This is a genomic window from Sphingobacterium shayense, from assembly GCF_013179575.1.
GTDB classification, from domain to species: Bacteria; Bacteroidota; Bacteroidia; order Sphingobacteriales; family Sphingobacteriaceae; genus Sphingobacterium; species Sphingobacterium shayense.
The window spans coordinates 44,124-60,843 of sequence record NZ_JABMCQ010000007.1; the positions used below are offsets into that span (position 1 = coordinate 44,124).

The window sequence follows — 16,720 nt, forward strand, 5'->3', positions numbered from 1 at the left end:
ATCTTTATGGAAAACAATCTTGTTCTTTATAATACTTTAACTCGAAAAAAGGAAAAATTTGAACCGCTTAATGGCCCGTTCGTCGGTATGTACGTTTGCGGTCCTACAGTTTATAGTGATGTTCATTTAGGTAATTGTCGAACTTTCGTGTCTTTTGATATGATATTTCGATACTTATTGCACCTAGGCTATAAGGTACGCTATGTGCGAAACATCACAGATGCGGGACATTTGGAGGGAGATCGAGATGAAGGTGATGACAAGTTTGCTAAGAAGGCAAAATTAGAACAATTAGAGCCGATGGAAATTGTTCAGAAGTATACACTGGGCTTCCACGAAGTATTGCGTCTTTTTAATACGTTACCACCAAGCATTGAACCGACAGCTACTGGTCATATATCAGAGCAAATTGAGATGGTTCAGCAGATTATTGACAATGGTTATGCCTACGAAAAGAACGGCACGGTATATTTCGACGTAGAAAAATATACTAAGAATCACGACTATACTATACTGACAAATCGTAAACTTGACGATCTTTTAAATAATACTAGGGAATTGGGAGGGCAGGATGAGAAGCGCGGGCGTCTGGATTTTGCATTATGGATTAAAGCTAAACCAGAACATATTATGCGTTGGCCAGCCCCTTGGAGTTCGGGGTTTCCAGGTTGGCATATTGAGTGCTCAGCGATGAGTAGCAAATACCTAGGGGCTCAATTTGATATTCACGGAGGGGGCATGGATTTGGCGGCTACCCATCATACCAATGAAATCGCTCAGTCAGAGGCCTGCAATCATGTTCATCCAGCGAAATATTGGATGCATACTAATATGTTGACTGTAAATGGTGCTCGAATGTCAAAGTCGGCAGGTAACGGATTCTTGCCTCATGAATTATTTACAGGCAATCACGAACTACTTAAACAGGGCTTTTCTCCGATGTCGGTACGTTTCTTTATGATGCAAGCGCATTATCGCAGCACGCTTGACTTTTCGAATGAAGCGCTGATTGCTGCAGACAAAGGCTATAAAAGGCTAATGAGCGCTGTCGGCTTACTCGAAAAAATTAATCCAAGTGGTAAAGGAAGTGGCGAGTTTGATTTACCTGCACTCAAAACACGCTGTTACGCCGCAATGGATGACGATTTTAATACACCTGTGTTAATTGCAGAGCTTTTCGAAGCAGTTCGTTTTATCAACGCAGCTTACGACGGTAAGGCGGCTATCGATGGAGCAACTATTTCGGCGTTAAAGGAATTTATGCACGTTTTTGTTTCAGACATTTTGGGATTGAATGAGTCCCTGGAAGGTACGTCCACGGATAATATGGACGATTTGATGCAAATCATTATAAATATCCGAAATGAGGCTAAGAAAAATAAAGATTTTACTACGTCGGATCGTATTCGTGAAAACCTTAATGCTATCGGTGTTCAATTAAAAGATAGCAAAGATGGTACACTTTGGAATAAGATTTGATTATACGACGCAAATTGAATTAAATGAAGTTTACTAAAGTCCAGTTGTCGCTCGCATTATTTTGTATGCTATTTTTACGGGCATCGGCACAATTACCAGATAAAGTTGGAAGCCTCATTACTGCAGATCGAAATGCAGCGAATCTTTCCAAAAATACAAGTCCGCATGAGGCTTTAATGTCAATTGTTGATAAGAATTCTACTTTATATGTTCCATCTCCTGTTAATGCCTTAGATTATTTGAATAACCGTCCCAATATTCCTGACGTAATGAGTTGGACTCCCAATTTTGCGCTTGTGTCTAAGAGTTTGGAATGGGGAGTAACCTCAGGACGTATGGAATTTCAAAAGATAGGCGTGATAAAAAGATATGGACAATATCTGACGATCTGGAATCGGGATAGAAAAGGAAATTGGAAAATCCATCTGCGCGCTGAAGTGGAGAATTTTGGGAAAGGGCCGAAATCCGATTTCATCTTTTATGAACCGGATGATTCTTGGTACCTAAAACATCGTTCTAAAGTGCGTCTGCAGCAGCGGGAAGAAGTCGTCACGCAAAGTGATGTACTGTTCTCTACTATACTCAAAGCCAACAACGAAACAGCGTTCAACGAATTTTTATCTGATGATGTTCGTTATTATTATCCTTGGGAGGAAGAGATTGAAGGGAAAAAGAATGTACTGGCTTTTTTAAAGAAAAAACGAATTGAAATCACAACCGATCCTTCTGGAGTGGGACGGGCTTATAGCGGCGAGTACGCCTATACGTCCGGCACGGCTACAGTGCGCTCCAAAGAGAAGGTTGTAAAGTTCAACTACGTTCGCGTTTGGCAACTTAAGGACGATTATCAATGGCGTGTAATGATCGAGATGATGTTCGAACGCTAGAAATGATATAGATCCAATTTTTAAAGTGACTAGAATAATAAAAATGTTTTTGCTATTAATTTAGGAGGAGCATTTTTTTTTGATCCAATTTTTTTAAGGGTACCTATTTACTTTTGGTCAAAAATTCTATTTTATCTTTGAAACCTAATCACTCGTTCCTATTTCGGATATACAAATACCTTCTTATGCCCGAAAATTGTGCTAGCCCGGTTGAAATGACGACACAAAGTCTGGCGGGGAGAAGTGATAAATAACAAATAAAAAAACAGATCCTTAGGTTATCTTAGCCCAAGGATCTGTTCATTATAAACTGTTGAATGTATCTAATTCTTCGCTAACGAATCATCTTTCGTAGTCCATAGCTTTAGTTCATCGCATTTGTAAAAATCTTCGTTGATATCGATGAAGGTGTTTTCCTTTCGCTGTTCAAACCATTCACTCAGTTTACGATTTATTTTATCTTGTTTTGCGGCCTCCTGTATCTTGGCAAAATCTTGTTCAAGACTTGCTTTATGGGGTGCTACACGCGACTTAAGGTACATGAATTTGTAGAGTTCATTTCCTGTTTGGTCCTTAGATATGAAAGATTTAGAATATTCGCCAACCTTTAGTGGATCGATCGCAGTGAATGATTCACGATCCAACTGATCCATCGGCAGCAACCCGGAGCCATCTTGTGGATTACGGATCATACCGCCGGAATACTTCGTTTCTTCACTCTCAGAGTACAAGGAAGCAGCAGCATGAAAACTTAATTTACCTGAATTTACCTTGTCGTAGATACTGTCGATCTTAAGTTTAGCGCGCTCTAGACTGGCGCTCGTTGGTTTAGATTGGATTAGTACATGGCGTACGTTTACTTCTTCCCCTCTACGTTGTAATACCTGCATGAAGTGGAATCCGTATGTGGTTTCAAACACAGGAGAAATCTCCCCTTCTTTAAGTTTAAAAGCCATCGCTGAAAACTCTTTAACATAGCGTTCCCGCGTTGCAAATCCGAGTTCCCCACCAGACACGGCAGAACCCTTGTCTTCGGAGTATAGGCGAGCGACTGTTCCAAAATCTGATCCATCCAATACTTGCTTTCTAAATCCTTCCGCTTTTAGTCGGTATTGTTCTTTTTCTTCCTTGGTTAGAACGGGTTTAATAACAATCTCTCCAATTTCAACTTCTGTATTAAAGTAGGGTAGACTATCTTGGTTCAATCCCTCAAAGTAACGTTTCACCTCTTGAGGAGTGACGTTAATAGTTGAGACGATATTCATTTGCATACGTTGCGCTTTCAATTGTTCTGCAATATTGGGACGCATCTCTTCTTTGTACTGTAATAAAGAGCGGTTTAAAAATTCCTCAAGGCGCTCTTTACCTCCCGCCTGCCGAACCATGGACTGCATTCTTCGGTTAAGATCATCATCTACTTCGGATTCAGAAACCTCAATTGAATCTATTATTGCTTGCTGGGATAATAATTTCTGAGTGACGAGTTGCTGTAACATGTAGCATTTTACTTCTTCGTTAGCCGGTTGCCCCTGTACTAAATATTGAGCATATTGCTGCTCAACATCAGATTGTAGGATAATGCTTGAACCTACTGTTGCTACGACACGATCAACCAATTTTCCTTGACCCTTTGCTGTTTGAAAGAAGCATACAGTTGCGATCATCGCCCCAACTAAATATATATATTTTCTCATCATTTATCTTCTACTTTACTCATCGCAAAATTACTAGAAATAATGGGATTTCCCTTTGTTCGACCATTATAATTTCGCGATTATTGACCAGATTCAAATGTACTAAATCTTTGCGCGCTAAATTATTAAAAACATATTTATATGACGTTACTTTAACCATATTTAACGTGTTGGAATCCCCTAACTGGGTAGTTTATAAATTCATTGATTTTGTTGGTATTATAATTGGGTGAATATTGCGTACCTTGGAAATGATTCTGAAGAGTAGCTAAAATATCAAAAAAAATATGAAAGCAATTATAACTTTACTAATAGGATGTATGTTTTTTAATGCTGTAGCGCAAAAGATCCCTATGTTTATTGGTACGTATACTAATAAGGGAAGTCAAGGGATATATTTTTATCAATTCGATCTTAGTAATGGAGAAGCGACTATGTATTCCAATACCACGAGTGAGGATCCTTCGTTTTTAGCACGTTCTGCGGATGGAAAGTCGTTGTACGCCGTAAATGAAAAAGGGGACAGTACGGCCGCGCTTTCATCATTCGCTTTTGACGACGATGCACTTTCATTTGTAAATGCTATACCCACTGGGGGGACCTATCCATGCCACGTAGCAGTTAGCAAGCGTTACCCGATCGCCATAGTATCCAATTATGGAGGAGGTTCTCTCGCGCTGTTCAGTATCGAGGAGAACGGAGCTCTTGGTGATAGAGTTCAGCTGATTGAACAAGTTGGCTCAGGCCCGAATAAAGATAGACAGGAATCTTCTCACGTACATTCAGCATTCTTTAGTCCGGATGAAAAATTTGTGTATGTACAAAATTTAGGAACCGACAAGGTCACCGTTTATAGAGTAGAAAAAAAAGGAACCTCTTTTTCCTTAGTTGAAGATAGTGTAATTGATACCCCTGCTGCAGGTGGTCCTCGTCATATCGCATTAGACAGTAAAGCTAAGAATCTTTATGTGCTTCTGGAAATGAGCGGAATGATTGCACATTATCAAAGAGAAAAGAAAGAGTGGATACGGGTTGATACAATATCGATTAATAAGGATGACTTTACCGGTAAAAATGGTGCTGCTGAGATAAAACTATCATCGGACGGTGAATATGTGTACGCGAGCAACCGAGGCCAGGCGAATAGCATTGCTCAATTTGCTGTAGAAAAGGATGGTAAATTGACAAAGTTGAATGTTTATTCGACAGGAGGGGAAGGACCTCGTAATTTTAATATCACTCCCGACGGACATTACTTACTCGTTGCAAATCAAAATTCGGATAACATTGTGGTATTTCAACGAGACATCGAAACAGGCGTGTTAAAAAATTTGGAAAAAGATATACAAATTGCAACACCCGTTTGTATCGTCTTCTAATAAGGGAATCAAGTTATACACGCTAGTAAAAAAGTTGATTTTTTTTTGCTATTTCGTCTCAGATTCGGTCGTTGCAATATTCGAATCTCCATCTGTGTCGGGGGGTAGATTATCTGGGGTACTTTCCAATTCATGCGTATCCTCGTTATACATTCCATGCAATTCATCAACGATGGTTCCTTTCCATAAGGGAATATCTGTAAAATAGGCAGCTCGTCCGATCATGTGTGCTGCAACTGGTGCTGTAATGATAAGGAAAAATATAATGGCAATCGCCTTGGTCGTTACCGAGACATCAGGAAACATGATCGCTGCGCAGATCAACAGTAGCCCCACGCCGAGTGTAGAGGCCTTAACGGTCACGGATAGGCGCAAGTAAAAGTCAGGCATGCGGAGAATTCCGATGGAGGCGAATAAAATAGAAAGAGCGCCGGCAGTGCTTAAAATAGCTAATATAATCTCAATCATCTTTTTGTTTTTCTATATAATAAGAGAATGCAACTGTTCCAAGAAATGCAATGAGTGCAAGAATTATTGCCACATCTAATAATACTTTTTGATGTGTACGAATGCTATACACAGTGATAATTCCAATACCAATAGTAATAATAAGGTCGAGGGCAATTACTCTATCCACAACAGCAGGGCCACGAAACAGTCGGATAAATACCAACATTACCGATATGGCGAGAATTGGGAGTATAACGTAGTCAAAATAGGCTTCTAATGTAATCATCGTAAAATAGATAAAAGTCTTCTCTCCAATCCGGTTTTAGTTTGTCTAACGAAAGTTTCTGGATCGGTGAGATACATGACGTGAATATAAATTGCCTTTTTGTCTTCACTTACATCTAATATAAGTGTTCCGGGAGTCAATGAAAGCATCGTGGTCAACAAGTTAATTTCGAAATCAGTTTTTGCGTTAAGCGGATATTTGACGATTCCTGGTTTGAAAAAATAGCGTGGTGTTATCACATCAAATGCGACCTGTATGTTTGCTTTTATCAGTTCAAATAAAAAGTAAAAAAGGAAACTTATCACTTTGGGTACTCGGTAGAAATAACGTTGATCGGTTTCAGTTCGGCTCATGATCCATAGCGTAAAGAATCCTAGTAGAAAGCCAAATAGAAAATTGGTATAATACATGGAACCTGTGAGGGCTACCCAAATCCCGGATAGCAAAAGGTTCATTAAAAAATACTTTATCATGAGTTATTTAATTTTGTTGCCCAATACCGCTTCGACGTACGCTGATGTATCTATCAGTTGAGAGGAAATCCGATCCGCTATTTGCACAATCGTCTCTGCATTGAGTCCAATATATAAAGTCGTTAGGCCTAATATACCGATAGGAAATACCATTAAAATTTTTCTATAGAGCGGCAATGGCTCGAAACGATCATCTATCTCGTGTTCATTTTCAGGTAGCTTCCAGAAAACTTCCGACCACATTTTCGCAATAACATACAGTGTCACAAAGCTACCTACGATTAACCCGAATACATAGAAATATTGTTCCTGGGTGAATGCTTCCTGAAAAAGATAAATTTTAGGCCAAAATCCTGATAATGGCGGGATCCCTACAAGCGAAAATAAAACAATGGCGATAAGTAAGGATATTTTCGGATAGTCCCGGTATAGACCGCCGAGTTTATTCATATCCATTGTGCCGCGAAGCTGACGGATCAAGCCGGCAATGAGGAACATATTCGTTTTTACAATGATGTCATGAACAAGGTAGAAAATAGTCCCCATGAGTGCAACCTTACTAAACATCGCAATACCGCCAACCATAAAACCAATGTGGCACACGATCAAGTAGGAAAACAATCTTCGAATATTTGTTTTGTTCAACGCCCCGAATGCCCCGGTAATAATCGTAAAAACGGCGATTATTAGGAGTAGGTTACGTGTGAACTCGTCAGGAATAAATATTAAACTAAACACGCGCAACATCGCATAGATGCCTACTTTGGTCAGCAGTCCACCGAAGGTTGCGGCCACAGCCGAGGGGGGAGTGTGGTAAGAAGATGGCAGCCAATAATATAAAGGGAATACAGCGGATTTGATCCCGAATCCAATAATGAAGAAGCAAGAAGTAATACCTATTAGAGATTTATTATGTACTGCTTGTATCTTCAGGGATAAATCGGCCATATTCAGCGATCCTGTTAGCCCGTACAGAATCCCTATACCTGTTAGAAAGAAAGTAGAGGCTAATATATTCATAGCCATGTATTTTACAGCCCCTTCAAGTTGCGCCTTCCTGCCTCCTAGTGTCATCAATACAAACGAAGAAATGATAATCACTTCGAAAAACACATAGAGGTTAAATATATCGCCGGTTAAAAATGCGCCTTGAAGTCCCATAATTAGGAAATGAAATATCGGGAAATATCCGTAGAGCATACGTTGACGGCTCAACCCAACAGACGAAAATAGGGATACCGCTAATGCAGCAATTGAAGTTAAAAGTACAAGTGTCACACTCAACATATCTGCTACAAAGACTATTCCGAATGGGGCATCCCAATTGGCGGCATTCATGGTGAGAATTCCACCATCATATACCCTGCTGAATAAACGGATTGCCACGAGTAGCCCTATAATACTCCCGCCGATGCTTAAGTAACGTTGCGTAATGGTTTTACGCCAGAATATCAACTGAATGATAGCGACGAAAAGCTGTACAAATATGGGAGCTAAAATATGGTTGTCTATCATATATCTTCTTCTTCAGGGGTATTCAGGTTATCCAAATCATCGGAATCTACTAACGCGTATACACGTTTCAATAGCACGATAGCAAAAGATGTAAGGCCAAAACTTATCACAATTGCGGTTAAGATCAGTGATTGTGGAATGGGGTCGGCATATATTTCTTGAAATACTTTGTATGCTTCGTCGATAACTGGAGGATGACCTTTGGTTATTTTGCCAACTACAAAAATTAAAACATTTGTGCCGGTTCCTAAAAGCATAATACCTAACAAGAGTTTAACCATGCTACGGCGCAGGATTAGGTAAACCCCAGCAGAGTAAAGTAATCCTAAAACTAAAACTAAAAGTAATTCCATTTTATTCTTCGAGCGCTATGGTAAATAAAATTGTTAATACGACACCGATCACCACGAAATATACTCCAAGATCGAAAAATAATGCAGTACCAATCATCCCTATAACTGGAATCGGCTCCTCGAACCATAAACCCGTCATGGCGGGTAAACCGAAAAGTAGAGGTAACACGACGCTTATCGCTGCTATTCCCAAGCCTATCGGAATGAGTGAGAGGGGTTTATATCTAAGAATCTTCATTGTAGCCTCGGTTCCATTTGCGAAACTATGAAGGACAAAAGCTATTGAAGCTACTAATCCCCCTACAAAGCCCCCTCCAGGATAATAATGCCCCCGAAGAAGTAAGAAGAACGAAAATAGCAACAATATGGGAAGTAGATATCGTGTCGCCGTTTGTAATATTGCACTTTTCATTTGAATTGTTGTTTTGTCCCTTACATCGTAAGAGAATAGTTTTTTATTTATTTCGCCCTACAAATAATAGCTACTCTTTTTCTGAGGATTTTAATCGTAAACGAATTAAACTGTATACTCCTAATGCCGATATTGCTAGAACAACTGTTTCGAACATCGTATCGATTCCTCGAAAATCAACCAAGATTACGTTAACTACATTTTTTCCTTTAGCCAGCAAGTATGCATTTTCTCCGTAGAAATCACTCACCTCAGTGGTATTCGGTTCATATAATATGCGTAAAGCAATCATTGCAAGTATGGCACCAAATCCTAGCGCCAATATTGCATCTCGTACCAGTACCTTCCTCGAGGTGAGATTAATAAATGGTGGTAATTTGTAAAGCACCAACACAAATAAAACAGTTGTCAGCGTATCAATTGTAAACTGTGTCATCGCTAGGTCAGGCGCGCTATAAAAAACAAAAAGTAGACAGACGGCATAACCAATGACACTAGTCGACACTACAGAAGTAAGTCTCGATTTGGTTGTGACAACAATATATAGCGCTCCTAAAAGAATCAAGGTGATGCCGACTTCATACCAGGATAAAGGTGTTAGTTGGTCAAAGTTGATATAAATAGGGCCGCTTAACCATAGTTTATAACCCAGAAGTAGTTCTGCTGCTAAAATGATCCGAAAATGATATGAGCGAAGGAAGCCATTGTGAAAAAGATCGGTATACCATTTTGCAAATATCGTCAGGCGATCTGTTACACGTTCAAATACATACCGTGCAGAGAACTTGTCCGCTCTCTCGAGCGCTGCTAATTTGGTTTCACTTGGCTTGTTAAATAGATATACTACAGTTCCCGCGGCTAACGTAGTTAAACTTAGGATCAGAACGGTATTCAGCCCATGCCATATTTTTAGATGAAGATTGGTTTCCTGTCCTGCAATAGCATTGGCAACCTGATGAGAAAAATAGTCGCCGGTTATTGAAGGAAAAATTCCGAAAATGATTCCTAATATCGCGAGAATTAAAGGCGTGATCCACATAGAAATTGGCGGGAGGTGTGTTTGTTCGTATTCTTGAGGTAAAGCGCCTGTGAAAGGTTTTATTCCAGCCATGAAACCAGCAGCAACGAGCCCGATATTAGTGGCAACAGCAAGCGCGGTTAACCAAATTTGCCAGTTTTGTTGATAATGTAGCGTTGCCTCATAGATAAGATCTTTGCCGATAAAGCCAAATGTAAAGGGCAATCCGGCACTAGAGAGGGCAGCTAATAAGGCAGCTATAAATACCGGTTTCAGAACTTTTCGTAGGCCACTTAATTTGGTGATGTCACGAGTATGTGTTTCATGATCGATGATACCCGTCACCATAAATAGAGTCGCTTTATACAGGGCATGGACGAGTATGAATACACTTGCTGCGATGAGAGCTTCAGTTGTACCCATTCCAAGAAGGAACGTAAGCATGCCTAAGGCGGCAATCGTCGAATAAGCTAAAATTGCTTTAAGATCAGTTCGAAATAAAGCATGGATAGCAGCCATAAGCATGGTGAAGCCTCCTACAATCATTAAAGTTGTATTCCAATATTGTGTATTCCCCAACGCAGGAGTGAATCGAGCGAGTAGGTAAATTCCTGCTTTTACCATTGTCGCGGAGTGTAAATATGCCGACACGGGAGTCGGAGCTTTCATTGCTCCAGGTAACCAGAAATGAAATGGAAATTGTGCAGACTTGGTAAAAGCCCCCATAAATAGTAAACCTATTACAACAGGGTACAGTCGATGATTTATTAAAACTTCACGGCGAGAAACAAGATCACTAATAATATAGGTGTCAGCAATGTTACCCATCAGTATTAAACCGGCGAGTAAAAAGAAACCTCCCAGTCCAGTAATGCTTAGAGCCGTGATCGCACTATTTCTCGAATCTTTATTATCGTTGTTGAAGCCAATCAGAAAAAACGAACTAATACTTGTTAGCTCCCAAAATACAAACAGGCTCAATATGTTATTGGACAAAACGACACCGAGCATGGCGCTCATAAACAAAAGTAGGTATCCAAAGAAACGATCGAAATAAGGATGCCCTTTGAGGTAGCTCCGTGCATAGAAGAATATCGCAGACCCAATGCCTGTTATCAGGAGTGCAAATAGGAGAGAGAGTCCATCTAGTTTGAAGTCTAGATTTAATCCTAGCGATGGAACCCAATTAACATGCTGCAGATAGTTACTTCCTAAAACAACAGCGGGAAGCTGAAGTAGATAATATAAAAATAATATTACAGGGATTAATGGAAGTAAAATGCTCCATTTCGTCTTAATAAACTTGCCAAAAGGAATAAGAAGGCTCGATGTTATTAGTCCTGTTAAAACAGTAAATAGCATGCAGTATTAATAATGTAATTAATTTGGAAATGCTATAAAAATACGAATTTAATTATAAATCACGCGTATTTCTCTTGTGTGAATTTGTTTTTTTCCTTTCAGGAAACTTGCTGTTTTTGAATTTTCCGGTTATTATAAGTTTTTGAGGGAGCTCGTGAAGGTGTTTGACAATCGGTATAATGAATATTATCTGCCATATGAAAACGCAACAGGACGGAAATATAAATTCCATCCTGTTGTGTTTATTGTATCAAGAGATTAATTTTATTTAGTTTTTATCTTTTCGGCCCCTTCAATAATGGCATCTACTACCGTAGGGTCTTGCAAGGTGGAGGTGTCACCGAGATTTTGTATTTCTCCCTCTGCAATCTTACGTAGGATACGCCGCATTATTTTACCAGACCTGGTTTTTGGTAAGTCGGAAACAAATTGAATGATATCAGGTTTTGCGATGGCACCGATCAGGCGAGTGATTGTCTGTAAAATATCTTTGCGCGTACTGTCCTCATCGATATGATGATTTGCAATCACATAGGCATAAATCCCTTGTCCTTTAACTGGGTGTGGATAGCCTACAATTGCTGATTCAACTACATCAGAGTGCATGTTAATAGCATTTTCAACTTCTGCTGTACCAATACGATGCCCAGACACATTTAAAACGTCGTCCACACGCCCTGTAATCTTGTAATATCCTTCTGGGTTTCGGTAAGCACCGTCGCCTGTAAAATATTTGTTTTCGTAAGTGGCGAAATAGGTTTGTTTACAGCGTTCGTGGTCTCCCCATGTTGTGCGTAACATTCCTGGCCACGGAAACTTGATGCAGAGATTGCCCGAAACATCATTACCCTGGATCTCATTTCCATTCTCATCCATCAAGCATGGTTGAACTCCAGGTAACGGTAACATTGCATATCCAGGAATGGTCGGTGAAATTCCCGCTATTGGAGCGATCAGAACTCCGCCGTTCTCGGTTTGCCACCAGGTATCAGCAATAGGCGCTTTGCCTTTACCAATTTTTTCATCATACCAGTGCCACGCTTCCTCATTAATCGGCTCTCCAACTGATCCTAATTTAGTGATGCTACTCAAGTCTTTGCCGTCAAGAAATTCATCTCCAAAAGCCATTAAAGACCGTATTGCCGTAGGCGCAGTATAAAGCGTGTTGACCTTATATTTGTCAACGATATCCCAAAGACGTCCGGCGTCGGGGTAGGTCGGTGTGCCTTCAAACATGAGCGAAGTAGCACCTTGTGAGAGTGGTCCGTAGACAATGTAACTATGCCCTGTAATCCATCCGATATCTGCGGTGCAAAAATAAACTTCGCCAGGCTGATATTGGAAAACATTGGAAAAGGTATAACCAGTGTATACCATATATCCGCCGGTAGTATGAACCACTCCTTTCGGTTTTCCTGTCGAGCCCGATGTGTATAAAATAAACAAAGGGTCTTCTGCATCCATTTCTTCGGCGGGACATGCTGGATTACCTTGTGTTTCAACTTTTTTGATTTCATCTTCCCACCATACGTCACGACCCTTAATCATTGAAATAGGTGTGCGGGTTCTGGTTAACACGATGACCCGTTCAACAGATTTGCATTGCATAAGCGCATCGTCAACGATCGATTTCAACTCCAGCACTTTTCCTGCTCGGTATCCTCCGTCTGACGTGACAACGAGTTTACATTCTGCATCTATAATCCGGTCTGCGATCGATTGTGCCGAAAAGCCTCCAAATACGACAGAGTGAATTGCTCCAATACGTGCGCACGCTAGAACGGCAATGACTAATTCGGGAACCATCGGCAAGTATATGCATACGCGATCTCCCTTTACTACACCGTTGTTTTTTAAAACATTCGCAAACGTTTCTACTTTGTTAAGTAATTGTTTGTATGTAAGTATACGGTGGGCTTCATTAGGATCGTTTGGTTCCCAAATAATAGCAGGCTTATCTCCCAAGTTATACACATGACGATCAAGGCAATTTTCAGTGATGTTTAATTTACCACCTTCAAACCATTTTATATTCGGTTCGGTGAAGTTCCAATTTAATACATTCGTCCATTTTCTTTTCCAAAAGAAATTTTCAGCAATTTCTCCCCAGAAAGCTGATGGGTTTTCGACACTATATTTGTACGCGTCTTGATACTCTTCGAAACTTTTAATTTGTAGGTTCATTTGTGGGTAACACTATTTAATATTTGTAGTTATTCAATACGGACATCATTTTATTATATTGTGTCTGTATAGGATATTGATTAGCTAATTTAGCTTTTTTTGCCATTATTATCAATTTTAACTTGCAATTTGAACAACAATCATATCCCTTTTGAATAAGTATCGTTAACTTTATTTTGTGAAAATAATCAAGCAGAGTTACTATTTTCTAGTCCATACGAACCTGTTAATTGCTATTGCAGCGATGGCTCAATGTGCGCTCACATATTTTTTTTTCGAGACAGCTTTCGACTGGCCAATTATAGTGATTGAGGGAGCTGCAACGTTATTATTATACAATTTTAGCTTATGGCTTTCCAAACCTAAGGACCCGCTCAAGTCCTCTTACATGCGAACTCGGTGGGTGTTCGAGAATGAATGGGTACTTTGGGGAAATAGTATCCTCGCATTTATTGCACTTTTGTTGGCTATTCGAGAGATCCATCTTTTTAGTTTATTCTTTTTAGCAGGAGTGGGGCTCCTTAGTGTTGCCTATTCTTTCCCACTATTCCCTTATAATGGCAAATGGGTCGGGCTTCGCCAGCTGCCTGGAGTTAAGATTTTTCATATTGCACTTGTTTGGGTCTTAAGTTCGGTGTGTTTGCCCGCCTATGAATTGTATTTAGATGGCTGGCAGCCCGATCAACTGAAATTGGTCAGTCTTTTTGGTTTGAAGTTTATATTTTTAATTATATGCACCCTGCCATTTGATATACGCGATATTAAGCAAGATTCGTACTATCATCTTAAAACAATACCAAACATGATTGGTGCGGTCAAAGCGATTCGTCTGTGCTATACATTGCTTTTTGTACATAGTTCGGCTATCCTATTAACACCCTTTTCCTTGAGGTTGAAAATAGGCATATTAATAACCAATATTGGTGTAGCACTGTTACTTAAGACTGTTGTATTCCGCAATTCGGAACGTTATCACTATGCGTATTTACTCGACTTTGCTTTGGTTGTACAATTTTTTACAGTGGCAATTGCTATTTCCCTTTTTTCGTAAAGGCAATGATTTTTTCCGCCAGGATGTCCGATAATTTAAAATAACTTTCGAAGGTCCAACCGGCGACGTGGGGGCTCAGTATCACGTTGTCTCGTGCGGTTAGACTGCGGTACCAACTTTGTTGGGCGAGCGAAGGGAATTTTTCTACCGGGAGTACATCGAAAGCGGCCCCAACAATCTTTCCTGTATCTAGTGCTTTTAATACTGCCTGAATATCGACAATACCTCCCCGAGCCCCCATCAAGAAGAAAATAGGCTTTCGGAAATGGAACAAATACTCGTTATCTACAAGTCCTTTTGTTTCCTTGGTTAATGGAATGTGGAAGCTTAGAACGTCGGCTTGCCGTACTACTTCTTCCATTGACACTTCTTGCGCATATTCATCAGTAAATCCTGTTTTGTATTTGTCATAAGCAATAACTTTAACGTCAAATCCGGATAGTTTCTTCGCCATTGCCTGACCATTGTGCCCGTAGCCAATAAGAGCCACCGTTCTACCTTTTAATTCGTATCCCCGATTTCCTTCTCTGTCCCATGTTCCGGTTGCTATCTGCATATTAGCACGATTATGGTTGTTCATGAGGTTAAGCAGCATACCAATCATGTGTTCACCAACCGCATCACAGTTACCTTCATTTGCAGCTAACAAAGTTATCCCTCTTGTGCGCGCATAATCTTCATCTATGTTGTCCATTCCTGCGCCTGCACGAGCGATGAATTCTAAATTGCTGCTCAGATCAATAAAATCGCTATCCACTTGGAATTTTGATCGAATAATAAGGCCTGTGTATTGGCTTAGGATTTGACTTGCATCTTTTTTTGAGAATTCGGGGCGGTAGTCAAACTTGATGTCGTTATTCGTGAGCTTTTCTAACAAAATTTCATGTACATCATCGACTATGAGTATGTTTGTGTTCATTGGTCGTTATATTTTAATAGACGTAAAATCTTCGTTTAATAATCTTCTTAATTGCAATTGCTTTAGATACTCGGGCATAATACGCATGAGCGTATTCCGAACTCGAATGAGTGGCTTATTTTCCCATTGTGCAAACCACCCGATCTGTCGGGATGTATTGGTGATATAGCGAGTCCTTGCTAGGCGGCGTTCAGAAACCTTTAAAAAAGCATTGGAAATGTTATTAGCGGTTTGAATTTCATGATATAACACGGCTGCATCTTCAATTGCTTGACATGCGCCTTGTCCCATATTAGGAGTCGTGGCGTGTCCCGCATCGCCGATTAGCAGTATGTTGTCAAAAGCGAGGCGTTTTAGGGGTTTTATATCTAGGATGTCGCTACAAATAAGTTGATCAGTCGTTGTGTTGCTTAATATTTCGCTGATAGGTTTGTGATAACCAGCAAAGCGTTCACGTAGATTGTCAATATCAAATTTAGAAAAAACAGGATCATTTTGTTTCCCATTGATACATGCATACCAATATATTTTGTCGTCGACCAAAGGTGTCATCCCGAAACGACCCTTACTACCCCAGGTTTCACACGAATCTGTTAAATGAACATTCTGTTTATCGATCACCGCGCGCCAGCAAGTATAACCGGCATAACGTGGTTTGGATTTAGGGAGTAACTGCTCCCGTAACTTGGAGTGAACACCGTCAGCGACAATTAAAGCTTGGGTATGGATGCTGGTGCCATCAGAAAAATACACGAATATGCCGTCAACTTCTTTAGTAAAACGGACCGCGTGTTTACCTAAATTAATTTGATCTTGGGAAAGTTGTTGCGAAAGAAAATTGTGGAGCTGTCCACGGTGCAATGCAAAGTTTCTTTGTTGATAGAAGGAACCAATCTGCTCTGTTTTTGGTGCGACGAGCTTCTTCCCTTTTTCATCTAATATATTATATGATGGGAGGAAATGTCCAATTTTTTCGACGCCTTCACGAAGACCTAAAATATCAAGTGCGTGCATCGCGTTTGCGGCCAATCCGAAGCCGGCACCGATGCCCCGTAATTTTTGGGACTGTTCATAAATATTGGCGGTAATACCAATTTTTTGAAGTGCGATAGCTGTGGTTAGTCCTGCGACGCCACCGCCGATGATCGCTATTTTGGTCATCTCCATACTCGGATGTTACTATAGTGTGCCGTCTATTTCGCGCGTCAGTTCCATGAAATTTTCTACCGATAACCTCTCTGCGCGCAACTCATATAAG

General features: G+C 40.2%; 15 protein-coding genes. 4 read left to right on the top strand and 11 right to left on the bottom strand.

Going from position 1 to position 16,720, the window contains the following annotated elements; genetic code table 11:
- Window positions 1–6: 6 nt before the first annotated feature.
- Window positions 7–1,479 (top strand): cysteine--tRNA ligase, encoded by a 1,473-nt coding sequence (gene cysS, locus HP439_RS02050; RefSeq protein ID WP_172388681.1) that lies wholly within the window; start codon window positions 7–9, stop codon window positions 1,477–1,479.
- A gap of 23 nt (window positions 1,480–1,502) precedes the next feature.
- Entirely contained in the window at window positions 1,503–2,366 is an 864-nt protein-coding gene (locus HP439_RS02055; protein ID WP_172388682.1) for a DUF4440 domain-containing protein, read from the top strand.
- A gap of 323 nt (window positions 2,367–2,689) precedes the next feature.
- On the opposite strand, the gene HP439_RS02060 is transcribed toward HP439_RS02055, so the two are convergent.
- Window positions 2,690–4,063, bottom strand: coding sequence for a peptidylprolyl isomerase (locus HP439_RS02060; protein WP_172388683.1), 1,374 nt, complete (start codon window positions 4,061–4,063; stop codon window positions 2,690–2,692).
- Between the two features lie 284 nt (window positions 4,064–4,347).
- Between HP439_RS02060 and HP439_RS02065 the strand changes: the two genes are divergently transcribed.
- Complete coding sequence (locus tag HP439_RS02065) at window positions 4,348–5,439, top strand: lactonase family protein (RefSeq protein WP_246229172.1); 1,092 nt, start codon at window positions 4,348–4,350, stop codon at window positions 5,437–5,439.
- Window positions 5,440–5,487: 48 nt separating this feature from the next.
- Here HP439_RS02065 and mnhG read toward each other — a convergent pair whose 3' ends face one another.
- The 8 genes from mnhG to acs all read right to left on the bottom strand — a co-directional run bounded on the left by mnhG (window position 5,488) and on the right by acs (window position 13,492).
- On the bottom strand, window positions 5,488–5,907 hold the full coding sequence (gene mnhG, locus HP439_RS02070; RefSeq protein WP_172388684.1) for a monovalent cation/H(+) antiporter subunit G: 420 nt from the start codon (window positions 5,905–5,907) through the stop codon (window positions 5,488–5,490).
- On the bottom strand, window positions 5,900–6,175 hold the full coding sequence (locus HP439_RS02075; RefSeq protein ID WP_216657742.1) for a monovalent cation/H+ antiporter complex subunit F: 276 nt from the start codon (window positions 6,173–6,175) through the stop codon (window positions 5,900–5,902). Before HP439_RS02075 ends, mnhG begins: the two co-directional genes overlap by 8 nt.
- Window positions 6,172–6,648, bottom strand: a complete 477-nt coding sequence (locus HP439_RS02080; RefSeq protein WP_172388685.1) for a Na+/H+ antiporter subunit E — start codon at window positions 6,646–6,648, stop codon at window positions 6,172–6,174. Before HP439_RS02080 ends, HP439_RS02075 begins: the two co-directional genes overlap by 4 nt.
- Window positions 6,649–6,651: 3 nt before the next feature.
- Window positions 6,652–8,163: a proton-conducting transporter transmembrane domain-containing protein gene (locus HP439_RS02085; RefSeq protein ID WP_172388686.1), complete on the bottom strand. Its 1,512-nt coding sequence runs from the start codon at window positions 8,161–8,163 to the stop codon at window positions 6,652–6,654.
- On the bottom strand, window positions 8,160–8,516 hold the full coding sequence (locus HP439_RS02090) for a Na+/H+ antiporter subunit C (RefSeq protein ID WP_172388687.1): 357 nt from the start codon (window positions 8,514–8,516) through the stop codon (window positions 8,160–8,162). The genes HP439_RS02085 and HP439_RS02090 overlap by 4 nt, the downstream gene beginning before the upstream one ends.
- A 1-nt stretch (window position 8,517) precedes the next feature.
- Window positions 8,518–8,928: a Na+/H+ antiporter subunit B gene (locus HP439_RS02095; RefSeq protein ID WP_172388688.1), complete on the bottom strand. Its 411-nt coding sequence runs from the start codon at window positions 8,926–8,928 to the stop codon at window positions 8,518–8,520.
- Window positions 8,929–8,998: 70 nt separating this feature from the next.
- Window positions 8,999–11,308, bottom strand: a complete 2,310-nt coding sequence (locus tag HP439_RS02100) for a putative monovalent cation/H+ antiporter subunit A (protein ID WP_172388689.1) — start codon at window positions 11,306–11,308, stop codon at window positions 8,999–9,001.
- Window positions 11,309–11,572: 264 nt separating this feature from the next.
- Window positions 11,573–13,492, bottom strand: coding sequence for an acetate--CoA ligase (gene acs, locus HP439_RS02105; protein WP_172388690.1), 1,920 nt, complete (start codon window positions 13,490–13,492; stop codon window positions 11,573–11,575).
- Window positions 13,493–13,670: 178 nt separating this feature from the next.
- Here acs and HP439_RS02110 point away from each other — a divergent pair, with 178 nt between their 5' ends.
- A complete protein-coding gene (locus tag HP439_RS02110; RefSeq protein ID WP_172388691.1) occupies window positions 13,671–14,543 on the top strand; it encodes a UbiA prenyltransferase family protein in 873 nt (290 codons plus the stop codon).
- Here the strand turns inward: HP439_RS02110 and HP439_RS02115 are convergent.
- The gene (locus HP439_RS02115; RefSeq protein WP_172388692.1) at window positions 14,524–15,462 is read right to left on the bottom strand and encodes an NAD(P)-dependent oxidoreductase; all 939 of its coding nucleotides are present in this window, start codon (window positions 15,460–15,462) and stop codon (window positions 14,524–14,526) included. The genes HP439_RS02110 and HP439_RS02115 overlap by 20 nt on opposite strands.
- Window positions 15,463–15,468: 6 nt before the next feature.
- Window positions 15,469–16,629 carry an FAD-dependent monooxygenase gene (locus HP439_RS02120; RefSeq protein WP_246229175.1) on the bottom strand — a complete coding sequence of 387 codons (1,161 nt, stop codon included), beginning with the start codon at window positions 16,627–16,629 and terminating at the stop codon, window positions 15,469–15,471.
- Window positions 16,630–16,720 lie beyond the last annotated feature (91 nt).

What these genes read in the sequence shown, in the direction of transcription:
- cysS (WP_172388681.1), top strand. Translation starts at nt 7, where the DNA reads ATGGAAAACAATCTTGTTCTTTATAATACTTTAACTCGAAAAAAGGAA.
- HP439_RS02055 (WP_172388682.1), top strand. Translation starts at nt 1,503, where the DNA reads ATGAAGTTTACTAAAGTCCAGTTGTCGCTCGCATTATTTTGTATGCTA.
- HP439_RS02060 (WP_172388683.1), bottom strand. Translation starts at nt 4,063, where the DNA reads ATGATGAGAAAATATATATATTTAGTTGGGGCGATGATCGCAACTGTA.
- HP439_RS02065 (WP_246229172.1), top strand. Translation starts at nt 4,348, where the DNA reads ATGAAAGCAATTATAACTTTACTAATAGGATGTATGTTTTTTAATGCT.
- mnhG (WP_172388684.1), bottom strand. Translation starts at nt 5,907, where the DNA reads ATGATTGAGATTATATTAGCTATTTTAAGCACTGCCGGCGCTCTTTCT.
- HP439_RS02075 (WP_216657742.1), bottom strand. Translation starts at nt 6,175, where the DNA reads ATGATTACATTAGAAGCCTATTTTGACTACGTTATACTCCCAATTCTC.
- HP439_RS02080 (WP_172388685.1), bottom strand. Translation starts at nt 6,648, where the DNA reads ATGATAAAGTATTTTTTAATGAACCTTTTGCTATCCGGGATTTGGGTA.
- HP439_RS02085 (WP_172388686.1), bottom strand. Translation starts at nt 8,163, where the DNA reads ATGATAGACAACCATATTTTAGCTCCCATATTTGTACAGCTTTTCGTC.
- HP439_RS02090 (WP_172388687.1), bottom strand. Translation starts at nt 8,516, where the DNA reads ATGGAATTACTTTTAGTTTTAGTTTTAGGATTACTTTACTCTGCTGGG.
- HP439_RS02095 (WP_172388688.1), bottom strand. Translation starts at nt 8,928, where the DNA reads ATGAAAAGTGCAATATTACAAACGGCGACACGATATCTACTTCCCATA.
- HP439_RS02100 (WP_172388689.1), bottom strand. Translation starts at nt 11,308, where the DNA reads ATGCTATTTACTGTTTTAACAGGACTAATAACATCGAGCCTTCTTATT.
- acs (WP_172388690.1), bottom strand. Translation starts at nt 13,492, where the DNA reads ATGAACCTACAAATTAAAAGTTTCGAAGAGTATCAAGACGCGTACAAA.
- HP439_RS02115 (WP_172388692.1), bottom strand. Translation starts at nt 15,462, where the DNA reads ATGAACACAAACATACTCATAGTCGATGATGTACATGAAATTTTGTTA.
- HP439_RS02120 (WP_246229175.1), bottom strand. Translation starts at nt 16,629, where the DNA reads ATGGAGATGACCAAAATAGCGATCATCGGCGGTGGCGTCGCAGGACTA.